Below are 25,928 nucleotides of genomic sequence, written 5' to 3' on the forward strand. Positions count from 1 at the left end.
GCGTGTTGTACTGAATTGATTTCGCGCGCACGACACGGGGCCGCCCGCCCTGCGCGGGCGTGCATTCCCTTTGAACCGACGACCCACGGGGCTGGCCGTGCAAGGCCGCAGGACGGAAGGACGGCGTGTCGCCGTTCCGTAAAATCGCCGTCATGCGGCTTGAAGGTTTGTCGGCCTGCTCGAAGGATGCGTAAATATACTTGATGGTTTTGGGTAAAGGAAACGAAAAAATTAGAAAGTGATTCGATTGAATTTTTTGCGCACCATTGAATGCTGGAAGGCATTAATTCGCTTTCCATTCGACTGTTTGTTTTCGTAGTTTTAATCTATTAACGATCTCGGCGGTGCGCGGAAACTACGAATCAGGGTGGAGCGTGGCGCGCTCGGTACAATGCAGCGACGGTCCGTCAAATCGATTGCCGCAAGGAGGCCAGCCCATGCCACGAGCCCTGTTCCATATCGCGCCGCTGCGCGCCATGCTGCTGCTGTTCGCCGCCGTCTTCGTGCTCGGCGGTTGCGCGGGTCTGACGCGCGAGCCGGTGAGCGTGACCGTCGCCGGGCTCGATCCGCTCGTCGGCCAGGGCCTCGAGATGCGCTTCAGCCTGAAACTGCGCGTGCAGAACCCGAATGACACGCCGATCGAATACGACGGCATCTCGGTCGCACTCGAACTGAACGGCACGCCGTTCGCGAGCGGCGTGAGCGATCGCGCGGGCATCGTGCCGCGCTTCGGCGAGGCCGTGATCGACGTGCCCGTTTCGGTGTCGGCGTTCGCCGCCGCGCGGCAGGCGTGGAACCTGCCCGGCGCGGCGGCCAACGGCGAGCTGCCGTACGCGCTGCGCGGCCGGCTCGCGGGCGGCGTGCTCGGCAGCGTGCATTTCCGCGATGCGGGCACGTTGCGCATGCCGGCGATGCCGGGGTGGGGCGGGTAGGCTGCCTGCGCAATGCCAGGGCGGTCGCCCGCGCTTTGCCGCGCGGGCAAAGCGCGGTATGGTGTGGTCCGCGCGGCGCGCTCCTGTGGCGCCGCCTGTCTGAAGCCAACCGTAGCCGAGCTCGCGTGACCGATTTCCCCGTTTTCCACTGGACCGACGCCGACGGCGCCGAACATGCCGTGCGCTGGCGCTCCGAAGCCGGCGTGCAGCCGCCCAGGCGCGCCGTGCCCGCCGACGACCGCCTCACCGCCGACGCCGCGTACCGCCTCGCGTGCGAGGGCACCGCGCTCGTCTGGCAGGGCGACTTCCAGAACGCGCGCCAGCTCGTGCAGGCGATGGCGCGCCGCGTCGAACGCAAGCCGAAGAAGGCGAAGGCCGCGGTGGGCGTCGACGCATTCAACCTGCATCGCCTCGCGCAATCGCAGCGTGCCCGCACGCTCGGGATGCTGCTGATCCCGCTCGACGCCGACTACACGATCCCGCTGCGCCGCGCGCCCGACGTGCGTGCAGCGTGCGAGGAAGCATACGGCCCGGGCGGCGCGCCGTCGGTCGTGTCGCTGCGCGAGCTGCTCGGCCTCGTCGGCGCGCACGAATGGCGCAAGAAGGGCGTGCCGATTCCGGCGCTCGGCGGCGCGCTGATCCATCCGCATTACGGTGTGTTTTCGCCGGTGCGCGGCGAATACGTCGAACTCGTCGCGCGCACGCCGCTGCCCGCGACGTCGCTCGCGTTCGACATCGGCACGGGCACCGGCGTGCTCGCGGCCGTGCTCGCGTCGCGCGGTGTCGAGCGCATCGTCGCGACCGATCAGGATCCGCGCGCGCTCGCGTGCGCTCGCGAGAACGTCGCGCGGCTCGGTCATGCCGAGCGCGTCGAGGTCGTCGAAGCCGACCTGTTTCCGGCCGGCCGCGCGCCGCTCGTCGTCTGCAACCCGCCGTGGGTGCCGGCCCGTCCGAGCGCGCCGATCGAATACGCGGTCTACGATCCCGACAGCCGCATGCTGCGCGGTTTCCTCGCGGGGCTCGCCGACCATCTCGAACCGGGCGGCGAAGGCTGGCTGATCCTGTCCGATTTCGCCGAACATCTCGGCCTGCGGCCGCGCGATACGCTGCTGCAATGGATCGACGAAGCCGGTCTCGTCGTGCTCGGCCGCGAAGACATCCGCCCCGCGCACCCCAAGTCGGCCGACGCGGACGACCCGCTGCACGCGGCACGCCGCGCCGAGGTCACGTCGCTCTGGCGGCTCGGTGCGCGAGCCTGATCGCGTATTTTCGGTAAACTGTCGCCATTCCTCACGAATTCCCGCCGCCGGGCCGTGGTCGACCGACCGTGGCCCGGCGACGCTTCACGATGTCGAACAAGACCTACGAAATCCGTCCGGAGCAGTCCATCGAGCTGCTGAAGGAGCTGCACATCCTCACCCGCGACGGCAAGCTGAACCAGGACAGCCGCCGCAAGCTGAAGCAGGTCTATCACCTGTTCCAGTTCATCGAGCCGCTACTCGCGAGCGTGCAGGCGGACAAGGGCAGCGTGACGCTCGTCGATCACGGCGCCGGCAAGTCGTATCTCGGCTTCATCCTGTACGACCTGTTCTTCAAGCAGCAGCCGGGGCACGGCACGCCGGCATTCGCGTCGCACGTATACGGGATCGAGACGCGCGAGGAGCTCGTCGCGCGTTCCACCGAACTCGCCGCGCGACTCGGATTCGGCGGCATGTCGTTCCTGAACCTGTCGGTCGCCGATTCGATCACGTCGCCGAAGCTGCCCGAAACGGTCGATGTCGTCACCGCGCTGCATGCATGCGACACGGCAACCGACGATGCGATCCGCTTCGCGCTCGCGAAGCGCGCGCAGCACATCGTGCTGGTGCCGTGCTGCCAGGCGGAAGTCGCGGGCGTGCTGCGCAGGAACAAGGGCAAGTCGCTCGCGAACGCGCTGACCGAAGTGTGGCGGCATCCGCTGCATACGCGCGAATTCGGCAGCCAGATCACCAACGTGCTGCGCTGCCTGCAGCTCGAGGCGCACGGCTATCAGGTCAGCGTGACCGAGCTGGTCGGCTGGGAGCATTCGATGAAGAACGAGCTGATCATCGCGCAGTACAAGAACCTGCCGCGCCGCAAGCCCGGCGAGCGGCTGAACGAGATCCTCGGCATGTTCGGGCTCGCCGAACTGAACGAGCGCTTCTTCGCGCCGGCGCCCGCGGCGGCGGCGGGCGAGGCTGTCGAGCAGGACCCGGACTGAGGCAGGCCGACTCGCGGCCCGTTTGCCGCGCGGCGGACGGCCGGCGCGCGACGCGTCAGACGTCGTCGCCCGGCCGGCGCATCCATTCACGCCAGCCGTCGTGGCCGAGGCGGCGCAGCGTTTCCTGGTTTTTCTCGTAGATCGCGGACGCGTCCGGGAACGCGTCGACCGCGCGTGCGATGCTGTCCTCGCGCAGCAGGTGCAGGATCGGATACGGCGCGCGGTTCGTGTAGTTCTCGATGTCGTCGGCTTCGCTGCCTTCGAACCGGTACTCGGGATGGAAGCTCGCGATCTGCAGCACGCCGTCGAGCCGCAGTTGCCGCACGAGCCGGTCGGCGAAGAACAGCGCGTCGTTGTAGTCGACGAAATCAGCGAACGCGCGCGGATAGATCACGAGCGTCGTGTCGACCTGCTGCGGATCCGCCGCTTCGAGCGCGCGCAACTCGGTTTCGAGGTCGGCGAGCGCGTCCTCGAGCGTCGTCGCTTCGCTGATCGCATAGCGCACCTGCTCCTTCACATAGACGCTCTTCGCGAACGGGCACAGATTGAGCCCGATCACCGCGCGCGCGAGCCAGTGCCGCGTGGCGGCGAGGATGTCGTCGTGCGAATCGGGGCGGGTATCGGTCATGGCGAGGGCAGTCGGGCAAGGCGGAAGCGAGGGCCGCATTGTAGCGGGAGCGGGCACGCGGGGTTCGGGCGTGCGCCGCCTGTCACGCGCAGGCGGCTTCGATCAGTTGCGTGACCAGCGCGGGCGCGGTGCCGATCGGCGTTTCGCCGTGCCGGTAGGTCTGGCTGGCCGCGTAGATGCCCTCGACCACGAGCGCGAGCGCATCGGCCAGCGCTTTCGGCTGCCGGGCGCCTGCGCCTTCGCATAGCTCGACGAACCGCTTCATCAGCCGCTCCTTGTTTTGCGCGACGCGTTCGCGCGCCGGATGCGACGCATCGGGGAATTCGGCCGCGACGTTGACGAACGGGCAGCCGCGATAGTCCTTCTGCGTCGCGCGCTCCGCGAGATCGACGAAATACTGGATCAACTGCGCCTTCGGCTGGCCGGGATGCTTCGCGACGCTCGAATCGAGGCGCTCGAAGAAGCACGCATCCATCCGTTCGAGATACGCGAGGATCAGCTCGTCCTTCGACGAGAACTGGCGGTACAGGCTCATCTTGTTGACGCCCGCGCGTTCCACGACCGCTTCGACGCCGACCGCGCGCACCCCTTCCTTGTAAAACAGCTCCTCGGCGGCGCGCAGCAGGTGTTCCTGCGCGGCGGCCGCGGCGATCGGCTGGCGCGTGCGACGTGCCGGCGGCTTGTTGGCGGCCTCGATGCCCGACATGATGACCCTCGACTGCGTGATGAATTGCTTGACATGTTACCGACTGGTCACTACGATCGCAACACACTTGTGACCGAGCGGTAACAATGCCGGCCGGGTCGACAGACAAATGCCAGGTATCGGCCCCGGTCGGCCGATGCAGCATGCGGCGGAGGTGGCCTGGTGGTGACGCGGGGCCGGCGCGCGGGTGCCGGGCCGCCAATTGGAGAGCGACGACATGAACTGGGCAGTGACACGAATCGGCGGGCGTTTCCACTATGGATGGCTCGCGGCGGCGGTGGTTTTCCTGATCCTGCTGGCCGCGGCCGGCACGCGTGCGACACCGAGCGTGCTGATGGTGCCGCTCGAGCGCGAACTCGGCTGGAGCCGCGCGGCGATTTCGCTGGCGATTTCGGTGAACATTGCGCTGTACGGCCTGACGGGCCCGTTCGCGGCCGCCGCGATGCAGCGCTTCGGGCTGCGGCCGACGATCCTGACTGCGCTGGTGACCATGAGCGCGGGCGTCGCGCTGTCGTCGATGATGACGCAGAGCTGGCAGATGGTCGTGATCTGGGGCCTGATGGTCGGCTGCTCGACCGGCGTCGTCGCGCTGACGCTGTCGGCGACCTTCGTCACGCGCTGGTTCCATGCGCGGCGCGGCCTGGTGATGGGCATCCTCACAGCGAGCACGGCCACCGGTCAGCTCGTGTTCCTGCCGATGCTCGCGGCGATCGCGCAGCGTCATGGCTGGCGGCCGGTCGTGCTGGTCGTCGCGGTGGCGGCCGCGATCGTGATTCCGCTGGTCGCGTTCCTGCTGCCCGAGCGGCCGGCCGACGTGAAGCTGCGCCCCTACGGCGAGCCGGCCGACGCGCCGGCCGCGCCTGACGCGACGAAGGAGAACCCGCTCGCGGTCGCGTTCCGCACGCTGCTGACGGCGAGCCGCTCGCGCGACTTCTGGCTCCTGTTCTTCAGCTTCTTCATTTGCGGCGCGAGCACCAACGGCTATGTCGGCACGCACCTGATCGCGATGTGCAGCGACTATGGGATGACCGAAGTGCAGGGTGCATCGCTGCTCGCCGCGATGGGCGTATTCGACCTGTTCGGCACGACGCTGTCGGGCTGGCTGTCCGACCGCTACGACAACCGTGTGCTGCTGTTCTGGTACTACGGGCTGCGCGGGCTGTCGCTGATCTACCTGCCGCATGCGTTCGGCATCGATTTCTTCGGGCTGCCGCTGTTCGCGATGTTCTACGGGCTCGACTGGATCGCGACCGTGCCGCCGACGGTGCGGCTCGCCACCGACGTGTTCGGCAAGGCCGCGGCGCCGGTCGTGTTCGGCTGGATCGTCGCCGGCCACCAGCTCGGCGCGGCGTTCGCGGCGCTCGGCGCGGGGCTGCTGCGTGCGAGCCTCGGCACCTATACGATAGCGTCGATGATCTCGGGCGGGCTCTGCATCATCGGCGCGCTGATCGTGCTGCGGATCAACCGCGGCCCGTCCCGCGCGGCCGCGCAGGCCGCCTGAGCGCGGCGCTTCGGCCGGCCCATGCACGGGTGCGGCCGGTCAATGCGGGATCCGTGATTTGCATTGCGCGGGATGATCGGGCGCGTGACGCCTCGAGCGGTTATGCTTTCGGTTCGCCGGGCGTTCGCGCCCCTTCATCGATGTCAGCGAGGAACCGCATGTCCGTCAAACCTGCTCCCACCACTGTTTCGATTCACGACCTGATCGCCGGCCGCTGGAGCCCGCGCGCGTACTCGGACGAGCCGATCAGCGCCGCCGATCTGCACGCGGTGCTCGAAGCCGCTCGCTGGGCGCCGTCCGCGTACAACGCCCAACCGTGGCGCTTCGTCGTGTTCGATCGCACGCAGGACGAAGCGGCGTTCAAGCGCGCATTCGCGACGCTGGTGCCGTTCAACCAGGGCTGGAACGCGCCGGCGCCAGTGCTCATCGCCGTGACCGCGCACACGCTCACACCGAAGGGCGAGCCGGCGCCGACCGCGCTGTACGACGCGGGCGCGGCCGCGATGTCGCTGGTGCTGCAGGCGCACGCGCTGGGTCTTGCTGCACACCAGATGAGCGGCTTCGACGCGAAGGCGTTCCGCGACGCATTCGAGATTCCGGCCGACGTCGCGATTCCGGCGATCATCTCGCTCGGCCACTACGGCAACGTAGACAAACTCGATCCGGTGCTGCGCGATCGCGAAAAGGCGCCGCGCACGCGTCATGCGATCGGCGAAGTCGTCTATGCGGGCGCCTGGAAGAAGGGTTTCGACGCCGCAGCCTGATCCGCAATCGGGCAGGCGCTCGTCGAGCACGCTGTCCGCGGCAGTTGCGCGCGCAGCACGCGGGCGGCGTGGTGGCGCTGGATGACCCGTCCGCACCCGTCGCAGGTGCGCCGCGGGTGCGCCTGATCGCGACCCCGGGCCGGTTGCGCCGGCATCGGTGGGCGATCCGGTTGTGATCCGGCGGGCTTCATGATAAAAAGCCCGTCCTTTCCGTTTTCGCGCCGGCCCTGCTGCGGCAACTTCCCATGACTTACTGCGCGATCGATTTCGGCACGTCCAATTCCGCCGTGGCGCTGCCCGACGGCGATGGCATGCGCCTCGCGCCCGTCGAGGGCGACCACCTGACGCTGCCCACCGCGATCTTCTTCAACAACGACGAGCAGACGGTCGAGTACGGCCGCGCGGCGCTGGCCTCCTATATCGACGGTTTCGACGGCCGCCTGATGCGCTCGATGAAGAGCATCCTCGGCTCGCCGCTCGCGGAAACCACGACCGATCTCGGCGACGGCAGCGCGATGGCGTACACGGAGATCATCGCGCGTTTCCTGACGCACCTGAAGCGCAAGGCCGAAGCGCGCGCCGGCGCGCCGATCGGGCGCGCGGTGCTCGGCCGGCCGGTGTTCTTCGTCGACGACGATGCGCGCGCCGACCGCCTCGCGCAGGACCAGCTCGAAGCGGCCGCGCAGTCGGTCGGTTTTACGGACGTGCATTTCCAGTACGAGCCGATCGCGGCCGCGTTCGACTACGAGTCGCGCCAGCAGGCCGAGCGGCTCGTGCTGGTCGCCGACATCGGCGGCGGCACGTCCGACTTCTCGCTGGTGCGCGTCGGGCCGGAGCGGATGGCGCGCCTCGAACGCAAGGACGACGTGCTTGCTCACCACGGCGTGCACGTCGCGGGCACCGATTACGACCGCCGCGTCGAGCTGGCGGCGATCCTGCCCGCGTTCGGCTACCGCGCGCTCGATCCCGAGGGGCGCGAGCTGCCGAACCGGATCTACTTCGACCTGGCGACCTGGCACCTGATCAACACGGTCTACACGCCGAAGCGGCTGGGCGAGCTGAAGCTGATGAAGCATCTGTACCAGGACGTACGGCAGTACGACCGGCTCACGCGCGTGGTCGAGCAACGGCTCGGGCATGCGCTGATGGCGCGCGCGGAAGAAGCGAAGATCGGCGTGGCGGCGGGCGGGGAGACGATGATCGACCTGAACGACGTGGAAGAGGATCTGCAGATCGCGTTCGACGCCGAACGTCTCGTCGATGCGAGCGTCGACGACACCGCGCGCATCGTCGATGCCGCGCGCGAAACGGTACGGCTTGCGGGCATCGCGCCGCGCGATGTCGGCGCGCTGTATTTCACCGGCGGCTCGACCGGGCTCGCGTTCCTGTCGGGTGCGCTCGCCGGTGCATTTCCGGACGCGCAGCCGGTGTTCGGCGATCGCCTCGCGAGCGTCGCGACCGGGCTCGGCATCCACGCGCAGCGGCTGTTCGGCTGAGCGAAGGCCATTCGGGTCGGCGATGGCCGCAAGGCGGCCCGCGCCGGAAAACAAAAAGCCCCGCCGAAGCGGGGCTTTTTTACACGAAATATCGCGCCGAACTTAGACCGGACGGATGTTCGCAGCTTGCAGACCCTTCGGGCCCGTCTTCACTTCGAATTCAACCTTCTGGTTTTCTTGCAGCGTCTTGAAGCCTTCGACGCGGATTTCCGAGAAGTGCGCGAACAGATCGTCGCCGCCGCCTTCCGGGGTGATGAAGCCGAAGCCCTTTGCGTCATTGAACCACTTGACGGTACCGGTTGCCATGTTACTTGTTCCTAAAAAGATAAAACGGGGCCGAGGCCCATGGGTGCGGAAAATCAAGGAAGGGGGTAATAGGACCAACCGGAGTACCGTTGATGGGCGAACTACGAAAGAACCAATTCACTCGCCGCTTGAAATCCTGCAACGTTGTTTATACGGCTATTCGGTCGCGCGGTCAACCGTATTTCCATGCACTCAGGGTTATTGCGGGGTTCAGGTTTACAAACCTTGCAAACGATGCGAATTTTTTGTAGGGGCCGAACGATTTTGGCGCCAACTTGCAGGTGCAACCGTTAAACTACGCGCCGCGCGGAAGGGTTGCCCCGATCGGGTGATCCTTCCCCCCAAAATTGCATGCGCGGTGCTATCCGAGCCGATCCCGGACAGCAGGCCGACCATGCTTTTTGAGACATAGGAGAGGATGTGAAGAGTTCTATTCAACGGAACATCGGCCCGTTTGCACTGATGCTGACGGGGCTGGGTTCGATTATCGGCTCGGGCTGGCTGTTCGGCGCCTGGAAGGCTGCGAAGATTGCCGGCCCGGCAGCGATTTGCGCATGGATCATCGGCGCGGTCGTGATTCTCGCGATTGCACTGACGTATGCCGAACTGGGCGCGATGTTCCCCGAGTCGGGCGGCATGGTGCGCTACGCGCGCTACTCGCACGGTTCGCTGGTGGGCTTCATCAGCGCGTGGGCGAACTGGATCGCGATCGTATCGGTGATTCCGATCGAAGCGGAAGCATCGATCCAGTACATGAGCACGTGGCCGTATCCGTGGGCGCACGCGTTGTTCGTGAACGGCGAGCTGACGACACCCGGCCTGCTGCTATCCGCCGTGCTGGTCGTCATCTACTTCATGCTGAACTACTGGGGCGTCAAGGCGTTCGCGCGTGCGAACACCGCGATCACGATCTTCAAGTTCCTGATCCCCGGCCTCACGATCCTTGGCCTGATGCTGTCGAGCTTCCACCCGGAAAACCTCGGCACCGCGTCGAATGCGAGCTTCGCGCCGTATGGCTGGTCGGCCGTGCTGACCGCGGTCGCGACGAGCGGCATCGTGTTCGCGTTCAACGGCTTCCAGAGCCCGGTGAACCTGGCCGGTGAAGCGCGCAATCCGTCGCGCAGCGTGCCGTTCGCGGTGATCTCTTCGATTCTGATCGCACTCGTGATCTACGTGCTGCTGCAGATGGCGTACATCGGCTCGGTGAATCCGGCCGACGTCGCAAAGGGCTGGTCGCACTTCAACTTCTCGTCGCCGTTCGCGGAACTCGCGATCGCGCTGAACCTGAACTGGCTCGCGATCCTGCTGTATGTCGACGCGTTCATCAGCCCGAGCGGCACCGGTACGACCTACATGGCGACGACCACCCGCATGATCTACGCGATGGAGCGCAACAACACGATGCCGAAGATGTTCGGCAACGTGCATCCGATCTACGGTGTGCCGCGCCAGGCGATGTGGTTCAACCTGCTCGTGTCGTTCATCTTCCTGTTCTTCTTCCGCGGTTGGAGCTCGCTCGCGGCGGTGATCTCGGTCGCGACGGTCATCTCGTACCTGACCGGCCCGATCAGCCTGATGGCGCTGCGCCGCGCGGCGACCGACATCGAGCGTCCGCTGTCGATCCCGCTGATGAAGCTGATTGCACCGTTCGCGTTCGTCTGCGCGTCGCTGATCCTGTACTGGGCGAAGTGGCCGCTGACGGGCGAAATCATCCTGCTGATGATCGTCGCGCTGCCGGTGTATTTCTACTTCCAGGCGAAGTCGGGCTGGACCGGCTGGGGCGCCGACCTGAAGGCCGCGTGGTGGCTGGTCGCGTACCTGCCGACGATGGCCGTGCTGTCGCTGATCGGCAGCAAGGAGTTCGGCGGTCACGGCGTGCTGCCGTACGGCTGGGACATGCTGATCGTCGCGGCCATCTCGCTGGTGTTCTACTTCTGGGGCGTGAATACGGGCTACCGGACGCAGTATCTCGACGAGCGCGAGTCGCACGACGAGATCCTCGAAGGGGTCGGTGCCTGACGCGTGACTCGCCACCGGAATCGGCGGTGGCGGAAAGCGTAAAAAAAGCCCGTCCGAGCGCTGCTCGGGCGGGCTTTTTGTTTGCGGCCGCCGGCTTTGTCGCCGGATTCAGGCGGCTGCGCTCGCGAACACGTAGTTCGTCATCGCGAGCACGCGTTGATACGTGCCGAGCGACTGGATGCCGAGCTGATAGTCGTCGTCGGCCGCGCCGAGCGCGGTGAACACCGGCAGCAGGTGTTCGTCGGTCGGATGCATCAGCGCCGCGTGCGGCGCCTGCCGGCGATAGTCGAGCAGCGCGTCGACATCGCGCGCGGCGAGCTTCGCCTCGAACCAGTCGGTGAATTCCGCGACGCGCGGGTCCGCATCCTCGGGCGCCGCGCTGAAATCGGCCGCGCGCAGGTTGTGCGTGATCTGGCCCGAGCCGATCACCATCACGCCTTCGTCGCGCAGCGGCCGCAGCGCGCGGCCGAGCGCGAAGTGATGGGCTGCGTCCGCGCGGGGCTGGATCGACAACTGCGCGACGGGCACGTCAGCCTCCGGGAACATCAGCAGCATCGGCACCCACGCGCCGTGGTCGAGGCCGTGCTCGGTCGTCGCGGTCGCGATGCCGGCCGCGTTCAGCAGCGCGGCCGCCCGTTCGGCGACCTCGGGCGCGCCGGGTGCCGGGTACCGGATTTCGTACAGCGCGCGCGGGAAGCCGTAGAAGTCGTGGATCGTTTCAGGATGCGCGGCCACGCTCGCGACCGGCTGTTGCGTGCCCCAGTGCGCGGACAACATCAGCACCGCGCGCGGGCGAGGCAATTCGGCGCCGAGGTGCGTGAACGCACCGGACGGCAGTGTCGGGTCGATCGGCAGGGTAGGGGCGCCGTGGGACAGGTAAAGCGAGGGCAAGCGGTTCATGGTGGGGAGCCTGCAAAAGGGATTTGCCTGTGACTATAGACGCACACCAATTATTGATAAATCGGCTTGGCGGAATTTGATTGAATCGTGTGAGTTGATAATTCGGCCGGCTTCGGGCGTTCGGCGGCAGGCGAGGGCTCGAGGTTGCCGGATCGAGCGGGAAGACGGCCGAATCAGCGAAGATGCGTGAAGAACGACGCCGGAGCGCCGTGTCGAGCGGCTTACCCTGCCGGCCTGATGCCGGCCCACGGCGCCGTCATCGGTGCACTGAGTGCGAACAGGTCGAGCACGCGGGTGGCGGTCTGGTCGACGAGTTCCTCGATCGTCTTCGGCATCGCATAGAACGCGGGTAGCGGCGGAAACACGATGCCGCCCATTTCGGTCACGGCGGTCATGTTGCGCAGATGCGCGAGGTTGAACGGCGTTTCGCGCACCATCAGCACGAGACGGCGGCGTTCCTTCAGCGTGACGTCGGCTGCACGCGTGATCAGGTTGTCCGACAGGCCGTGCGCGACGCTCGCGAGCGTCTTCATCGAGCAGGGCGCGATCACCATGCCATCGGTCGCGAACGAACCGGATGCGATCGTCGCGCCGACATCGCGCACCGAATGCACGACATCCGCCCGGCTTTCGACCTCGGCCTTGGGCAGCTTCAGTTCATGCTGGATATTGAGCCAGCCGGCGTTCGAAACCAGCAGATGCGTTTCGACGCCGCCGGCGGCGCGCAGCAATTCGAGCAGCCGCACGCCATAGACTGCACCGGTGGCGCCGGTGATCGCGACGATCAGCCGGCGTGGCGGCGCACTGGGAGATGCCATCGGGAAGGGGGCGTTACGCGGCGGCGAACAGTTGCTGCAGTTCGCCGGACTGGTACATCTCCATCATGATGTCCGACCCGCCGATGAATTCGCCCTTCACGTACAGCTGCGGGATGGTCGGCCAGTTCGAGAATTCCTTGATGCCCTGGCGGATTTCGTCGTCCTCCAGCACGTTGACCGTCTTGAACTGGTCGACGCCGCAGGCCTTCAGCACCTGCACGGCGCGGCCCGAGAAGCCGCACATCGGGAATTGCGCGTTGCCCTTCATGAAGAGCACGACCTGGTTTTCGTCGACGATTTGCTTGATACGTTGTTGGGTGTCCATGACTGACCTTGCGTTTGCGGGGCGTTAGAACGAAATGATAGCGGATTTCAACCGGGCGGGCCGGCCATCAGCCGGGCAGGCGGCCACCCGTCGTGCGTTCGATCGCGGCCAGATCGGCGAGCGACTGGACCGAAATGAAGCCGCGTGACACGAGCAAGGCGCGCACGGCTTCGGCCTGGTCGTAGCCGTGCTCGATCCATAGCGTGCCGCCGGGTCTCAGGTAGGCGCCGGCGCCCGCGACGATCGTGCGGATCGCGCTGAGACCGTCGGCATCGTCGGTGAGCGCGCCGCGCGGCTCGAACCGCAGGTCGCCCTGCGCGAGGTGCGGATCGTGCTGCGCGATGTACGGCGGGTTGCTGACGATCGTGTCGAACGCGAGTGCCGGATCGAGCGCGGCGTACCAGTCGCTCTGCAGCCAGTGCAGCGGGCCGCCGGGGCGGCGCGCGTCGAGCAGCTTGTTCGCGTTGCGTTGCGCGACTGCGAGCGCGGCCGGCGAACGGTCGAGCGCCCACACGCGCGCATCGGGCCGTTCGGCGGCGATCGACACGGCGATCGCGCCACTGCCGGTGCCCAGGTCGAGCACCGTCGGATGCGGTCGTCCGTCGATCGCGTCGAGCGCGGCTTCGACGAGCAGTTCGGTTTCGGGGCGCGGGATCAGCACATCGGGCGTCACGTCGAACGGCCGGCCGAAGAACTCGCGCATCCCGACGAGCTGCGCGACCGGCTCGCCGGCTACGCGGCGCGCTTCGAGCGCGCGATAGCGTTCGACCGCGGCAGCGTCGAGCGGCACGTCGCCGCGCGTGATCAGTTGCGTGCGGGTCCAGCCGAGCGCGTGCGCGAGCAGCACGCGCGCATCGACCGCGTCGAGCGGCGACGCGCGCAGCAGATCGTCGGCGGTGGTGTCGGGCATCGCGATCTCAGTCGGCGTCGCCGAGCGACGCGAGCAGTTCGGCCTGGTGCTCGCTGACGAGCGCGCTGATCAGTTCGTCGAGATCGCCGTCCATCAGCGCCTCGAGCCGGTACAGCGTCAGGTTGATCCGGTGGTCGGTCATCCGGCCCTGCGGGAAGTTGTAAGTGCGGATCCGCTCCGAGCGGTCGCCGGAGCCGATCAGGCTCTTGCGCGTCGCGGCTTCCTTCGCGTGCTGCTCGTGATACTGCTTGTCCTTGATGCGTGCGGCAAGCACCTTCAGCGCGCGATCCTTGTTCTTGTGCTGCGAACGGTCGTCCTGGCATTCGACGACGATTCCGGTCGGGATGTGCGTGACGCGCACCGCCGAATCGGTCTTGTTGATGTGCTGGCCGCCCGCGCCGGATGCGCGGAACGTGTCGATCCGCAGGTCGGCCGGATTGATCTCGACTTCGCCGATCTCGTCGGCTTCCGGCATCACCGCGACCGTGCACGCGGACGTATGGATGCGCCCCTGTGTCTCGGTCGCCGGCACGCGCTGCACGCGATGGCCGCCCGACTCGAACTTCAGGCGCGAATACGCGCCCTGGCCCGCGATCCGCACGATCACTTCCTTGTAGCCGCCGAGATCCGACGCGCTCTCCGACATCATCTCGACCTGCCAGCGCTGGCGTTCCGCGAAGCGCAGGTACATGCGCAGCAGGTCGCCCGCGAACAGCGCCGATTCGTCGCCGCCCGTGCCCGCGCGGATTTCGAGGAAGATGTTGCGGTCGTCGTTCGGATCCTTCGGCAGCAGCATTTTCTGCAGTTCGACCTCGAGGCGGGCCATGCTCTCGCGCGCGCTGCGGATCTCGTCTTCGGCGAAATCGCGCATCGACGGATCGGCGAGCAGCTCCTGCGCGGCGGTTTCGTCGTTGCGCGACTGGCGCCACAGCGCGTACTGCTCGACGACCGGGCCGAGTTCCGCATGTTCGCGCGTCAGCTTGCGGTACTGGTCGAGATCGGCCGTGACGTTTTCGCGGCTCAGCAGGTCGTTCAGTTCGGCCAGCCGTGTGGACAGCTGGTCGAGCTTGCGTTGCATGCTCGTCTTCATGGTGTGGAGCGGCGCTCCCGGGGCAAGGGTATTCGGAAAGGATAGGCCGGCGGCGGGACAACGACCGGCCGGCGGCAGAGCAACCGGCCGGCGCTAGTGGCCAGACTGGTCGTTCGAGCGCGGCGCGTGCTGGTAGAAGCCGCGCATCAGGTCGATCAGCGAATCGCGGTCGGCGCCGTTCACGCGGTTGAGCGCGCTCGTCGGGCCGTGGATCAGCTTGTTGGTGAGCGCCTGCGACAGCGCTTCGAGGACTGCCGCCGGATCGTCGCCGCGCGCGAGCAGCTTTTGCGCCTTCTCGACTTCCGCGCGGCGCAGCGCGTCGGCCTGCGTATGCATGTGACGAATCACCGGCACGACGCTACGCGTGTCGAGCCACTGCATGAAATTCTGCACACGCGTCTCGATGATCGTCTCGGCTTGCGCAACCGCGGCCTGGCGCGATGCGTTGCCTTCGCGCACGATCGCGCCGAGATCGTCGACGGTGTAGAGGAACACGTCCTTCAGCTTGCCGACTTCCGGCTCGATGTCGCGCGGCACCGCGAGGTCGACCATGAAGATCGGCCGATGGCGGCGTGCCTTCACCGCGCGTTCGACCGCGCCGAGGCCGATGATCGGCAGCGTCGACGCGGTGCACGACACGATGATGTCGAATTCGTGCATGCGGGCGGGCAGATCCGACAGCGGCATCGCGCGGCCGTTGAAGCGTTCGGCGAGCCGCTGGCCGCGTTCGGCCGTGCGGTTCGCGACGACGAGCTCGCGCGGGCTCTGCGCGGCGAAGTGCGTCGCGCACAGCTCGATCATCTCGCCGGCGCCGATGAACAGCACGCGCTGATCCGATACCTTTTCGAAGATGCGCTGCGCGAGGCGGACGGCCGCGGCGGCCATCGACACCGACTGCGCGCCGATCTCGGTCGTGCCGCGCACTTCCTTCGCGACGGCGAACGTCCGCTGGAACAGCTGGTTCAGGTAGGTGCCGAGCGCGCCGGCTTCGGTCGCGGTGCGCACCGCGTCCTTCATCTGGCCCAGAATCTGCGTTTCGCCGAGCACCATCGAGTCGAGGCCCGACGCGACGCGGAATGCGTGCCGGACGGCTTCCGACTGTGGCAGCGCGTAGACGTGCGGTGCGAGCTCGTCGACCGGAATCCGGTGGTACTCCGACAGCCAGCGAATCGCCCCCTCGCGTGCGGCCCGATCATCGGTCGCGCAATAGAGTTCGGTGCGGTTGCAGGTGGAGAGAATCGCCGCTTCGGGCGAATTGGGCGCCTGGGGGCCGAGGAACACGTTCTTGAACGTGACGAGAGCCGGCTTGATTTGCTCGAGCGGAAACGCCACGCGTTCGCGCAGGGCGACAGGCGCAGTGTGGTGATTGATTCCGATCGTGAGGAGTTGCATATCGAGGGCTATCGTTTAGCGCCATATTATAGCGTTTCGGTGATTTCCTCACTCGCGGCATACCGGGCATCAGCGTGGCGCGGCCTCGAATTTGGGGGCTCGATCGGCACGCGGTCGAGCTGATAGCCGTAGCCGTAGAGCGGCAGAAGCCGGTAGCCATGCTCCGGAAGCAACTGCAGCTTGCTGCGCAGCCGGGACGCGTGCGTGTCGAGCGTGCGCGACTTCATGTCGCGGCGGCGGGCCCACACGGTTTCGAGGATATGGGCGCGCGACACGGGCCGGGACAGGTTCGCGAACAGCAGTTGCGCGAAGCGGAACTCCTTCGGCGTCAGCGAGACGACCACGTCGCCGAAGCGCACGAGGCCGTGGGTCGCATCGAATGCGTATTCTCCATACATTTCGCGGGAGCGATTCGGCGGCCGCCGGACGCCAGCGCGCCGGCTCAGCGCATTCACCCGTGCGAGCAGCTCGGGCCCGCTCACCGGGCGCACGAGGCAGTCGTCGGCGCCTGCGTGCAGGCATGACACGACTTCGCTTTCGCGCGGCAGCTGCATCACGGCGATGGCCGGCAGGCCGGGCAGGATCGCTTGCGCACGCGGAATGACCTCCTCGGCCGGCTGATCGCCGGCCCAATTGCAGGTGATCAGCATGTCGCAGGTGTCGGTGGCGAGCCACTCGAAGAACGCGGTGCTGGACGGAAACGTGTGGCACACGTGACCGCCGGCGAAGAGGAGGCGGTTCAGGAGCGCAGCATGACGTGCTTCCGGATCGATCAGGGCGATTCGCATGAGGATTTCTTCAATACGGCTGCCGGAGCGCGCTTGCCATAACGTCGGGTCGGCCCCTACACTCGAATGTTCGCGGCGCCCGGCTGGTCTCGGGTTCGATGGATGAATCGATGCTAGTCGCTGGCAACGTTCACGCCTATGGGACGAATCTGAATTTATAGAAGGCGTCGAATGAACTGGTTTGGAATCCTTGTCCTGGGAGCGGCCGTCGGGCTGTTCGGCCGGTGGCTGCATCCGATGCGGCGCACGGGCCGGCCGGCATGGTGGATCGCGGTGCTGGTCGGCATCGCAGGCGCCGCCGCCGCGCGCATGGCCGGCAATCTCTCTGGACTGTTTTACGATGGCGAAACGCTCGAATGGCCGGTCTGCACCGGTGTCGCGTTCCTCGCCGTAGCCGTGACGGTCGCGGTGTCTGCCCGTCGCTGAAAGCTCTCAGGTGAAATCATGAATGCCCGTCTCCCCGAAGTCTCGTCGGTGCCGGCCCGCCTCGCGCTGCTGCGCGGTGCGATGGTCCGCGAGGACCTGGCCGCCTATCTCGTGCCGTCCGCCGATCCTCACCTGTCCGAGTACCTGCCCGAACGCTGGCAGGCGCGCCGCTGGCTGTCCGGTTTCACGGGCTCGGTCGGCACGCTGGTCGTGACTGCGGATTTCGCGGGCTTGTGGGTCGACAGCCGTTACTGGGTGCAGGCCGAGGCGGAACTCGCCGGCACGGGCGTCCAGCTGATGAAGATGACGGGCGGCCAGCAAAGCGCGCCGCATGTCGACTGGCTCGCTCAGAACGTGCCGGCCGGGGCGACGGTCGGTGTCGACGGCGCCGTGCTCGGCGTCGCGGCGGCACGCGCGCTGACGGCCGCGCTGAACGCGCGCGGCATCGCGCTGCGCACCGATCTCGACCTGCTCGACGCGATCTGGCCGGAGCGCCCGGGGCTGCCGGGCGACGCGGTGTTCGAGCACGTGGCGCCGCAGGCCGACACGACGCGCGCAAGCAAGCTCGCCGAAGTGCGCCGCGCGATGCACGCGCAGGGCGCGCAATGGCATTTCGTGTCGACGCTCGACGATCTCGCGTGGCTGTTCAACCTGCGCGGCGCCGACGTCAACTTCAACCCGGTGTTCGTCGCACACGCGATGATCGGCGCCGATCGCGCGACGCTGTTCGTCGCCGAAGGCAAGGTGTCGCCGGCGCTGGCCGCGTCGCTCGCGCGGGACGGCGTCGACGTTCGCGCGTATGACGCCGCGCGCGCGGCGCTCGCGGCGCTGCCCGACGGCGCGACGCTGCTGATCGACCCGCGCCGCGTGACGTTCGGCACGCTCGAGGCCGTGCCGGCCGGCGTGAAGCTGGTCGAGGCCGTGAACCCGTCGACGTTCGCGAAATCGCGCAAGACGTCCGCCGAGATCGAGCACGTGCGCGTGACGATGGAGCACGACGGCGCCGCGCTCGCCGAATTCTTCGCGTGGTTCGAGCGGGCGGTGAGCCGCGAGACGATCACCGAGCTGACGATCGACGAGCAGCTCACTGCCGCGCGCGCACGGCGCCCCGGCTACGTGTCGCCGAGCTTCGCGACGATCGCCGGCTTCAACGCGAACGGTGCGATGCCGCACTATCGCGCGACGCCCGAGTCGCACGCGACGATCGCCGGCGACGGCCTGCTGCTCGTCGATTCGGGCGGCCAATACGTGACCGGCACGACCGACATCACGCGCGTCGTGCCGGTCGGCACCGTCAGCGATCTGCAGCGCCGCGATTTCACGATCGTGCTGAAGTCGATGATGGCGCTGTCGCGTGCGCGCTTCCCGCGCGGCATCCGCTCGCCGATGCTCGACGCGATCGCGCGCGCGCCGATGTGGGCGGCCGGGCTCGACTACGGTCACGGCACCGGCCACGGCGTCGGCTACTTCCTGAACGTGCACGAGGGCCCGCAGGTCATCTCGCACTACGCGCCGGCCGAGCCGTACACCGCGATGGAAGAGGGGATGATCACGTCGATCGAGCCGGGCGTGTATCGGCCCGGCAAATGGGGCATCCGGATCGAGAACCTGGTCGTGAACCGCGCGGGCGGGCAGACCGAGTTCGGCGACTTCCTCGCGTTCGAGACGCTGACGCTCTGTCCGATCGACACGCGCTGCGTGCTGGTCGAGATGCTGCATGAAGAGGAGCGCGCGTGGCTGAACACGTATCACGCGACCGTGCGCGAGCGCGTCGGCCGGCACGTGAGCGGCGATGCGAAGGCGTGGCTCGACGCGCGCACGCAGCCGATCTGACGCCAGGCGCAACGAGCGACAACGGCCGCACGACGGCCGGACCATGATCGAGAGGGCAACCGATGGCAGACACCGCAGTGATCGTGATCGACATGCAGCGCGGACTGGTGCAGCGGGCGCGGCCCGCGTACCGGCTCGACGACGTCGTGTCGGGCATCAACCGGCTGACGGCGGCGGCGCGCGCGGCGAACGCGCCCGTGTGCTTCGTGCAGCACGACGGCGACGCGGACGACGATATCGTTCCCGGCACGCCCGGCTGGGAACTGCACGAGGAACTGATTGTCGGTCGTGCCGACTGGCGCATCCGCAAGCAGATGAGCGATTCGTTCCACGACACGCCGCTCGCCGCGCAGCTCGACGGCCACGGCATCCGCTCGGTGCTGATCTGCGGCTATGCGACCGAGTTCTGTGTCGATTCGGCTGCGCGCCGCGCGGCACTGCTCGGCTATCGGACGACCGTCGTGTCCGACCTGCACACGACGAACGAGCGCACGCACCTGTCGGCCGCACAGATCGTCGCGCATCACCACTTCGTGTGGGAAAACAATACGCTGTCGGGCAATTCGGTGACGCCGCGTCCGCTTGCCGACGTGCTCGCCGCGGAGTTCGCATGACGATCAAGGCGGTGGTGTTCGATTTCGGCGGCGTGCTGATCGACTGGAGCCCCGAGTATCTGTACCGGCAACTGATTCCGGACGAAGCCGAGCGCCGGTGGTTCCTCACGCATGTGTGCGCGATGGAGTGGGTGATCCGGCAGGACGGCGGGCAGACGATCGACGAAGGGACGAGCGAGCTCGTCGCGAAGTTTCCGGCGCACGAAGCGCTGATCCGCGCGTTCTACGCGCGCTGGCACGAGATGATCGGCGGCGTGCTCGACGAAGGCGCCGCGCTCGTCGACCGGCTCGACGCGCAGGGAATGCCGCTCTTCGGGCTGACCAACTGGTCCGCGCAGACGTTTCCGTATGCGTGGGACAACTTCACGGTGCTGCGGCGCTTCAAGGACATCGTCGTGTCGGGCCGCGTGAAACTCGTGAAACCCGATCCGGCGATCTACCGTGAAATGCATGCGCGGATCGATCCGTTCCTGCCGGGCATCGCGCCGCACGAACTCGTGTTCATCGACGACAATGCGAAGAACGCGGCGGCCGCGACGGCGCTCGGCTGGCACGGCATTCATCACACGAGCGCGGCCGCGACCGAGGCGCGTTTGCGCGAGCTGGGCGCGCTCGCGTAGTCTTCCGGCAGACGGATGAAAAAAAGCGGGCCACGAGCCCGCTTTTTTCGTTTTGCGGAGCCGGCAGCGGCCGCTTTCTGCATCCGGCTCCGCGTGGCCGGGTGCCCGGGCTGCTCCGTTCAGCGGCTGATCGGCTTGTAGCGCAGACGCTTCGGCTTCGCGGCTTCCTCGCCGAGACGCGCACGCTTGTCGGCTTCGTATTCCTGGTAGTTGCCGTCGAAGAACGTGACCTGCGAATCGCCTTCGAACGCGAGGATGTGCGTCGCGATACGGTCGAGGAACCAGCGATCGTGCGAGATCACCATCACGGAGCCCGCGAATTCGAGCAGCGCGTCTTCCAGCGCGCGCAGCGTTTCGACGTCGAGGTCGTTCGACGGTTCGTCGAGCAGCAGCACGTTGCCGCCGGAGATCAGCGTCTTCGCCAGGTGCAGGCGGCCGCGTTCGCCGCCGGACAGGTTGCCGACGATCTTCTGCTGGTCGCCACCCTTGAAGTTGAAGCGGCCGATGTACGCCCGCGACGGCGTTTCGTACTTGCCGACCGTCAGCACGTCGGCGCCGCCCGAGATTTCCTCGAACACCGTCTTCGAGCCGTCGAGCGCGTCGCGGCTCTGGTCGACGTACGCGAGCTTCACGGTCGGGCCAAGCACGACTTCGCCCGAATCCGGTTGTTCCTTGCCGGTCAGCATCTTGAACAGCGTCGACTTGCCGGCGCCGTTCGGGCCGATGATGCCGACGATCGCGCCGGCCGGAATCTTGAAGTTCAGGTTGTCGATCAGCAGGCGGTCGCCGAACGACTTGCTGACGTTCTTGAACTCGATCACTTCATTGCCGAGGCGGTCGCCGACCGGAATGAAGATTTCCTGCGTTTCGTTGCGCTTCTGGTATTCCTGGCTGTTCAGCTCCTCGAAGCGCTGGATACGCGCCTTCGATTTCGCCTGGCGACCCTTCGGGTTCTGGCGCACCCACTCCAGTTCCTTCTTGATCGCCTTCTGGCGCGCCGATTCAGACGCTTCTTCCTGCTTCAGGCGCTCTTCCTTCTGGTCGAGCCAGCTGCTGTAGTTGCCCTTCCACGGAATGCCGTGGCCGCGGTCGAGTTCGAGAATCCACTCGGCCGCGTTGTCGAGGAAGTAGCGATCGTGGGTGACGGCGACGACCGTGCCCGGGAAACGCACCAGGAACTGCTCGAGCCAGTCGACCGATTCGGCGTCGAGGTGGTTGGTCGGTTCGTCGAGCAGCAGCATGTCCGGCTTCTCGAGCAGCAGCTTGCACAGCGCGACGCGACGCTTTTCGCCGCCCGACAGGTGCTCGATCTTCGCGTCCCACGCCGGCAGGCGCAGCGCGTCGGCGGCCACTTCGAGCTGCTGCTCGGGGCTGCCGCCGTCGCTCGACGCGAGGATCGCTTCGTACTTCGCCTGCTCGGCCGCGAGCGCGTCGAAGTCGGCGTCCGGTTCCGCATACGCGGCGTAGATTTCCTCGAGCTTCTTGTTCGCCTGGAACAGGTCGCCAAGGCCTTCCTCGACGGCTTCGCGCACCGTCTTCGTCGGGTCGAGCTGCGGTTCCTGCGGCAGGTAGCCGATGTTCAAATTCGGCATCGGCGTCGCTTCGCCTTCGATGTCCTTGTCGACGCCCGCCATGATGCGGATCAGCGTCGACTTGCCCGAGCCGTTCAGGCCGAGCACGCCGATCTTCGCGCCGGGAAAGAACGACAGCGAGATGTCCTTCAGGATCTGGCGCTTGGGCGGCACGATCTTGCCGACCCGGTTCATCGTGAAAACGTATTGGGCCATTTGGGTGTGAAAGTCAGAAAAGGTTGAGACGGCCGCGCAGCTCGCGGGCGTGCGTGGCGTCGGGAAATTCGGTACGGAGCGTGCCGCGCGGGGCGCGGCGGTGTCGCCGCGGGTTGGCGGCGCGAGCGCGTATTGTACTTCGCCGCCGGCTGCCGCTGGCACCGCGCAGGCCATCCGGCCGACCCGCGTTCACAGCCACGCGGCGACGCCGCCGTGCTCGGAGCAGGTGCCGCGCCGATGGCGGCTGAAACTGTACGTGCCGTCGCGGCAGCGCGCGCTCGCGCCCTCGGGCACGCGGCCCGATTTCGAACGGGCCGGCGCATGGACGGTGTCGCCGTCGCGATTGCGGTACGTGTCGTGCCGGTCGAGGTCGGCTTCGTTAGCGTAGCCGGGCGACGCGCGGTACGCGTGCGCCGCGGGCGGCAGGGCGGCACACGCGACGAACAGCGCGGCCGACAGGGTCGCGATGCGCGTCATGCGGCGGAGCAGGGCAGGCATGGTCGCTCTCCGGATGTCGTTGTCGGGTGCGGGCCGCATGTTAGCCGATCGGCCGAAGATCGTTGCCGCAGCCCAGCGGGGCAGCGACGCTACGCCGCGCCGGTCATCGATGCCGCGCCGTCGGCCTGTGCGGCCTCGAGAATCCATCGGCGGAACGCGGCGACTTTCGCGCGTTCCGCATGATGCGGCGGATAGACGAGGTAGTACGCGAAATCGTCGAGCCAGGCGACGTCGGCAAGCTGCACGAGCCGGCCGCTCGCGAGCTCGTCGCGCACCATCGCCGCCGGCAGCAGGCCGGCGCCCTGGCCGGCGAGGATCGCCTGCAGCAACAGGCCGGAATCGTCGAACGCGGGGCCGCGCGGCGGGCCGAAATCAGCGATTCGCTGCGCGTCGAACCAGATGTGCCAGCCCTTGCGCTCGGCGTCGTGCAGATGCGGCCATCCGGCCAGGTCGGCGGGTGTGGCCGGAAGGCCCAGCCGCGCGACGAGTGCCGGCGCCGCCAACGCGACGATCTCCACGGTGAGCAACCGTTCGCTGCATAGCCCGATGTAGCGGCCGAGACCGTGGCGGATCGCGACGTCGACGCCGTCGCGCGAGAAATCGGCGAGCGCGTGGCTCGTGACGATCTGCAGGTCGACGTCCGGGCACGCGTCGCGGAACTGCGCGAGGCGCGGCACGAGCCACGCGGACGCAAAAAAGGGAGTGACGCTCACCGTCAGCACGCCGCTGTCGGCGGCCCCCGACACACGCTGCGACGCGTCGGCGATCTGCCGGAACGCGTTGCGCACGGGCGGCAGGTAGTCGCGGCCCGCGGCGGTCAGCAGGATGCCGCGATTCACGCGCTCGAACAGCTGTACGCCGAGATGCGTCTCGAGCGTGCGGATCATCTGGCTCACCGCCCCCGGCGTGACCGACAACTCCTCGGCCGCCGATTTCACCGACAAGTGGCGGGCGGCCGCCTCGAACGCACGCAACGCGTTGAGCGGTGGAAGGCGTGAACGGATCATTGAGTTTTTCTAAAGCGAAAGACCGATGAAATATCGTTTGAGGCGACGAGCATGCACGAGTACCGTTGTTGCATTCGATCGTATCCGTGGTGAGCGGGTTTTGCGCTGTCGATGCGATCAACATAGTTCAACTATATCCATGAGGCAATCCGGATGCCGTGCGGCGTCCGGCGGAACCTGAAAGGAGGATCGTCATGAGCAGCCTGCGCGCATCGCGCGTCTTCTACGGCTGGTATGTGGTGGCGGCCGCATTCGCCGTCACGTTCGTCGGCTTCGGCAGTGCGTACACGTTCAGCGCGTTCGTCGAATCGCTGCAGCGTGATTTCGCGGCATCGCGCGGGCAGATCTCGCTCGTGTTCTCGCTGGCCGGCTTCCTGTATTTCGGCTTCGGCATCGTCAGCGGCCCGCTTGCCGATCGCTTCGGCTCGCGGCGGCTCGCCGTCGCCGGCATGTTGCTGACGGCAGCGGGTCTCGCGGCGGCCGGTGCCGCGCATACGCTGCTGCAGGTCTATGTCGCGTACGGGCTCGGTGTCGGCCTCGGCGTCGGCTGCGCGTACGTGCCGGCCGTCGGCGCCGTGCAACGCTGGTTCGTGCGGCGGCGCGGATTCGCGTCGGGGCTCGCGGTCGCGGGGATCGGCGTCGGCACGCTCGTGATGCCGCCGCTCGCATCCGCGCTGATCGCGCACGTCGGCTGGCGCGGCGCGTACGTCACCCTCGCGGCGATCGCGGTAGTGGTGGGCGCGGGCATGTCGCTGCTGATCGAGAACGATCCCCGCGGGCGCGGATTGCTGCCCGACGGCGATGCGGCGCGTGCGCAATCGCGCGACGGGCAGCCTGGTGCCACTTCATCGGTGTCCGCCGGCGCGACCGTGCGCGAAGCCGTCACGTCGCGACCGTTCGCGAGCCTGTATGCGGCATGCCTCGTCTGCTCGTTCGGTGTGTTCGTGCCGTTCGTGCATCTCGTGCCGTACGCGCTCGATCACGGCGTCGCGCAGTCGACGGCCGTGCTGCTGCTCGGCGCGATCGGCGTCGGCAGCACGGCAGGGCGCTTCTTCCTCGGCGGTGTCGCCGACCGCTTCGGCCGCCGCGCGTCGCTGCTCGCGATGTTCGCAGGCATGGCGGCCGCGCTCTCGGCGTGGGCCGGTGCCGGAAGCGTCGCGACGCTGGCCGCGTTCGCACTCGTGTTCGGCGTGTTCTACGGCGGCTGGGTCGCCGTGCTGCCGGCCGTCGTGATGGACTACTTCGGCGGCCGCAACGTGAGCGCGATCATCGGCATGCTGTACACGAGCGTCGCGTTCGGCACGCTGATCGGGCCTGCCGCCGCCGGTTTCATCTACGACGCGGGCGGCGGCTATCTCGTGCCGATCCTGGCCAGCGCGGCCGCGAATGCGATCGCGTTCGCGATCGTTGCCACCACGGGGCGCGCGCCGGTGGCGGCGTGCGCGGCGGGCCGCTAGACGCGCGTCGCCGGGCGCGCGGCCAGACGTCGCTCGGCTAGGCGCCATCCCCGATTTCCGCTACGGTGTCCGGGACGTCGATCACCAACGGGCGGAGGCGCATCGTGACATTCGACGAAGTTCGGCAGGTCGTGCTGGCATGGCGGGGTGTCGAGGAAGGCAAGTCGTACGGCACGCCCGCACTCAGGGTGAAGGGCAAGATGCTCGCGCGCCTGCGCGAGGACGGCGACACGCTCGTCGTGCGGGGCGTCGGCCCCGACGAGCGCGCGTGGCTGATCGAATCGGAGCCCGACGTGTATTACGTGACCGATCACTATGCGGGCTGGCCGATCGTGCTGGTGCGCTTGTCGGCCGCGCATCCTGACGCCGTGAAAAACCTGCTTCTGCGAGAATGGCGCGCGATCGTGCCGGCCAAATGGCGGGACGCAGGGCCGGGCGGCGCGACCTGAGCATCCGGCGCAGCGCCTGCGCGGCACACAAACCACCTTGACGGCATGCGTCCGTTGCGATGTCGGGCGGGCATGTCTCACCGCGCGTTTCCCGATCCGGCGGCTCATGAGCGGACGCCGAACCGGACCAAGCGTTGCATCGGTTCGCATCGATGCAACAAGTGGTTCCATCGAAATTCTTCAATTGGTTCTTAGTCAAGAACCGTTTGATGCTTACACTCCTTCGCTTCGAAGGCGGCTGACCAACAGCCGACGGAAAGGGCGCACGCGATGCGCCGGCGCCCCGTGTGCCGCATCGCACCCGCAGCTTCGCAGACTGCGTCGCGTACCGACCGGAACAGGCTCGATCCGGCTCCCTGCCCGCATGCCGCGCATGCGCGGCGCGCTGCCGGATTCAACAACGACAAATCCCGCGCCGCCTTC

The 25,928-nt window shown here is 67.3% G+C and carries 26 protein-coding genes; 13 read left to right on the forward strand and 13 right to left on the reverse strand.

What is annotated here, in order from left to right:
* Positions 1-437 precede the first annotated feature (437 nt).
* From BTE28158_RS13270 to BTE28158_RS13280, 3 genes are all read left to right on the forward strand, one after another.
* Positions 438-932: an LEA/WHy family protein gene (locus BTE28158_RS13270; RefSeq protein WP_151048928.1), complete on the forward strand. Its 495-nt coding sequence runs from the start codon at positions 438-440 to the stop codon at positions 930-932.
* A 125-nt stretch (positions 933-1,057) separates the two neighbouring features.
* Positions 1,058-2,191, forward strand: coding sequence for a methyltransferase (locus BTE28158_RS13275; RefSeq protein ID WP_059607879.1), 1,134 nt, complete (start codon positions 1,058-1,060; stop codon positions 2,189-2,191).
* An 89-nt stretch (positions 2,192-2,280) separates the two neighbouring features.
* Positions 2,281-3,171 (forward strand): class I SAM-dependent methyltransferase, encoded by an 891-nt coding sequence (locus BTE28158_RS13280; protein WP_151048927.1) that lies wholly within the window; start codon positions 2,281-2,283, stop codon positions 3,169-3,171.
* A gap of 55 nt (positions 3,172-3,226) precedes the next feature.
* Here the strand turns inward: BTE28158_RS13280 and BTE28158_RS13285 are convergent, their stop codons facing one another.
* On the reverse strand, positions 3,227-3,799 hold the full coding sequence (locus BTE28158_RS13285; protein WP_059692336.1) for a DUF1415 domain-containing protein: 573 nt from the start codon (positions 3,797-3,799) through the stop codon (positions 3,227-3,229).
* An 82-nt stretch (positions 3,800-3,881) separates the two neighbouring features.
* Complete coding sequence (locus tag BTE28158_RS13290) at positions 3,882-4,505, reverse strand: TetR/AcrR family transcriptional regulator (protein WP_059607882.1); 624 nt, start codon at positions 4,503-4,505, stop codon at positions 3,882-3,884.
* A 217-nt stretch (positions 4,506-4,722) separates the two neighbouring features.
* Between BTE28158_RS13290 and BTE28158_RS13295 the strand changes: the two genes are divergently transcribed.
* The 3 genes from BTE28158_RS13295 to BTE28158_RS13305 all read left to right on the forward strand — a co-directional run bounded on the left by BTE28158_RS13295 (position 4,723) and on the right by BTE28158_RS13305 (position 8,266).
* The gene (locus BTE28158_RS13295) at positions 4,723-6,006 is read left to right on the forward strand and encodes an MFS transporter (protein ID WP_059607883.1); all 1,284 of its coding nucleotides are present in this window, start codon (positions 4,723-4,725) and stop codon (positions 6,004-6,006) included.
* A 158-nt stretch (positions 6,007-6,164) separates the two neighbouring features.
* Positions 6,165-6,770, forward strand: coding sequence for a nitroreductase family protein (locus BTE28158_RS13300; RefSeq protein ID WP_151048926.1), 606 nt, complete (start codon positions 6,165-6,167; stop codon positions 6,768-6,770).
* Between the two features lie 245 nt (positions 6,771-7,015).
* The gene (locus tag BTE28158_RS13305; protein ID WP_151048925.1) at positions 7,016-8,266 is read left to right on the forward strand and encodes an Hsp70 family protein; all 1,251 of its coding nucleotides are present in this window, start codon (positions 7,016-7,018) and stop codon (positions 8,264-8,266) included.
* A 102-nt stretch (positions 8,267-8,368) separates the two neighbouring features.
* Here the strand turns inward: BTE28158_RS13305 and BTE28158_RS13310 are convergent, their stop codons facing one another.
* Positions 8,369-8,572 carry a cold-shock protein gene (locus BTE28158_RS13310; protein ID WP_006477070.1) on the reverse strand — a complete coding sequence of 68 codons (204 nt, stop codon included), beginning with the start codon at positions 8,570-8,572 and terminating at the stop codon, positions 8,369-8,371.
* Between the two features lie 420 nt (positions 8,573-8,992).
* On the opposite strand from BTE28158_RS13310, the gene BTE28158_RS13315 reads away from it, so the two are divergent.
* Complete coding sequence (locus BTE28158_RS13315; protein WP_124629094.1) at positions 8,993-10,591, forward strand: APC family permease; 1,599 nt, start codon at positions 8,993-8,995, stop codon at positions 10,589-10,591.
* Between the two features lie 108 nt (positions 10,592-10,699).
* On the opposite strand, the gene BTE28158_RS13320 is transcribed toward BTE28158_RS13315, so the two are convergent.
* The 7 genes from BTE28158_RS13320 to BTE28158_RS13350 all read right to left on the reverse strand — a co-directional run bounded on the left by BTE28158_RS13320 (position 10,700) and on the right by BTE28158_RS13350 (position 16,814).
* Positions 10,700-11,491, reverse strand: a complete 792-nt coding sequence (locus BTE28158_RS13320) for a DODA-type extradiol aromatic ring-opening family dioxygenase (RefSeq protein WP_059607887.1) — start codon at positions 11,489-11,491, stop codon at positions 10,700-10,702.
* Between the two features lie 221 nt (positions 11,492-11,712).
* Entirely contained in the window at positions 11,713-12,309 is a 597-nt protein-coding gene (locus BTE28158_RS13325; RefSeq protein ID WP_151048924.1) for a UbiX family flavin prenyltransferase, read from the reverse strand.
* Between the two features lie 13 nt (positions 12,310-12,322).
* Positions 12,323-12,634 (reverse strand): Grx4 family monothiol glutaredoxin, encoded by a 312-nt coding sequence (grxD, locus tag BTE28158_RS13330; RefSeq protein ID WP_011883132.1) that lies wholly within the window; start codon positions 12,632-12,634, stop codon positions 12,323-12,325.
* A gap of 67 nt (positions 12,635-12,701) precedes the next feature.
* Positions 12,702-13,544, reverse strand: a complete 843-nt coding sequence (gene prmC / locus BTE28158_RS13335; RefSeq protein ID WP_059607889.1) for a peptide chain release factor N(5)-glutamine methyltransferase — start codon at positions 13,542-13,544, stop codon at positions 12,702-12,704.
* A 7-nt stretch (positions 13,545-13,551) separates the two neighbouring features.
* Positions 13,552-14,634 (reverse strand): peptide chain release factor 1, encoded by a 1,083-nt coding sequence (gene prfA, locus BTE28158_RS13340; protein ID WP_124629087.1) that lies wholly within the window; start codon positions 14,632-14,634, stop codon positions 13,552-13,554.
* A 93-nt stretch (positions 14,635-14,727) separates the two neighbouring features.
* The gene (gene hemA / locus BTE28158_RS13345; protein ID WP_059607891.1) at positions 14,728-16,026 is read right to left on the reverse strand and encodes a glutamyl-tRNA reductase; all 1,299 of its coding nucleotides are present in this window, start codon (positions 16,024-16,026) and stop codon (positions 14,728-14,730) included.
* A 26-nt stretch (positions 16,027-16,052) separates the two neighbouring features.
* Complete coding sequence (locus BTE28158_RS13350) at positions 16,053-16,814, reverse strand: response regulator transcription factor (protein WP_059607892.1); 762 nt, start codon at positions 16,812-16,814, stop codon at positions 16,053-16,055.
* 171 nt (positions 16,815-16,985) lie between these two features.
* On the opposite strand from BTE28158_RS13350, the gene BTE28158_RS13355 reads away from it, so the two are divergent.
* The 4 genes from BTE28158_RS13355 to BTE28158_RS13370 all read left to right on the forward strand — a co-directional run bounded on the left by BTE28158_RS13355 (position 16,986) and on the right by BTE28158_RS13370 (position 20,307).
* The gene (locus tag BTE28158_RS13355) at positions 16,986-17,240 is read left to right on the forward strand and encodes a hypothetical protein (protein ID WP_059449757.1); all 255 of its coding nucleotides are present in this window, start codon (positions 16,986-16,988) and stop codon (positions 17,238-17,240) included.
* Positions 17,241-17,258: 18 nt separating this feature from the next.
* Positions 17,259-19,073, forward strand: coding sequence for an aminopeptidase P family protein (locus BTE28158_RS13360; protein ID WP_151048923.1), 1,815 nt, complete (start codon positions 17,259-17,261; stop codon positions 19,071-19,073).
* A gap of 62 nt (positions 19,074-19,135) precedes the next feature.
* The gene (locus tag BTE28158_RS13365; RefSeq protein WP_059682192.1) at positions 19,136-19,687 is read left to right on the forward strand and encodes a cysteine hydrolase family protein; all 552 of its coding nucleotides are present in this window, start codon (positions 19,136-19,138) and stop codon (positions 19,685-19,687) included.
* A complete protein-coding gene (locus BTE28158_RS13370) occupies positions 19,684-20,307 on the forward strand; it encodes an HAD family hydrolase (protein ID WP_151048922.1) in 624 nt (207 codons plus the stop codon). The genes BTE28158_RS13365 and BTE28158_RS13370 overlap by 4 nt, the downstream gene beginning before the upstream one ends.
* Positions 20,308-20,426: 119 nt before the next feature.
* Here the strand turns inward: BTE28158_RS13370 and ettA are convergent, their stop codons facing one another.
* From ettA to gcvA, 3 genes are all read right to left on the reverse strand, one after another.
* Complete coding sequence (ettA, locus tag BTE28158_RS13375) at positions 20,427-22,094, reverse strand: energy-dependent translational throttle protein EttA (protein WP_151048921.1); 1,668 nt, start codon at positions 22,092-22,094, stop codon at positions 20,427-20,429.
* Between the two features lie 189 nt (positions 22,095-22,283).
* Positions 22,284-22,592: a DUF3761 domain-containing protein gene (locus tag BTE28158_RS13380; RefSeq protein WP_151048920.1), complete on the reverse strand. Its 309-nt coding sequence runs from the start codon at positions 22,590-22,592 to the stop codon at positions 22,284-22,286.
* Between the two features lie 89 nt (positions 22,593-22,681).
* Positions 22,682-23,599 carry a transcriptional regulator GcvA gene (gene gcvA / locus BTE28158_RS13385; protein ID WP_151048919.1) on the reverse strand — a complete coding sequence of 306 codons (918 nt, stop codon included), beginning with the start codon at positions 23,597-23,599 and terminating at the stop codon, positions 22,682-22,684.
* Between the two features lie 194 nt (positions 23,600-23,793).
* Between gcvA and BTE28158_RS13390 the strand changes: the two genes are divergently transcribed.
* Together BTE28158_RS13390 and BTE28158_RS13395 are read left to right on the forward strand one after the other, a co-directional pair.
* Positions 23,794-25,056 (forward strand): MFS transporter, encoded by a 1,263-nt coding sequence (locus BTE28158_RS13390; protein WP_151048918.1) that lies wholly within the window; start codon positions 23,794-23,796, stop codon positions 25,054-25,056.
* A 104-nt stretch (positions 25,057-25,160) separates the two neighbouring features.
* Positions 25,161-25,505: an MmcQ/YjbR family DNA-binding protein gene (locus BTE28158_RS13395; protein WP_059600634.1), complete on the forward strand. Its 345-nt coding sequence runs from the start codon at positions 25,161-25,163 to the stop codon at positions 25,503-25,505.
* The last annotated feature ends 423 nt before the right edge of the window (positions 25,506-25,928 follow it).

It is taken from the genome of Burkholderia diffusa (genome assembly GCF_902499115.1).
GTDB classification, from domain to species: domain Bacteria; phylum Pseudomonadota; class Gammaproteobacteria; order Burkholderiales; family Burkholderiaceae; genus Burkholderia; species Burkholderia diffusa.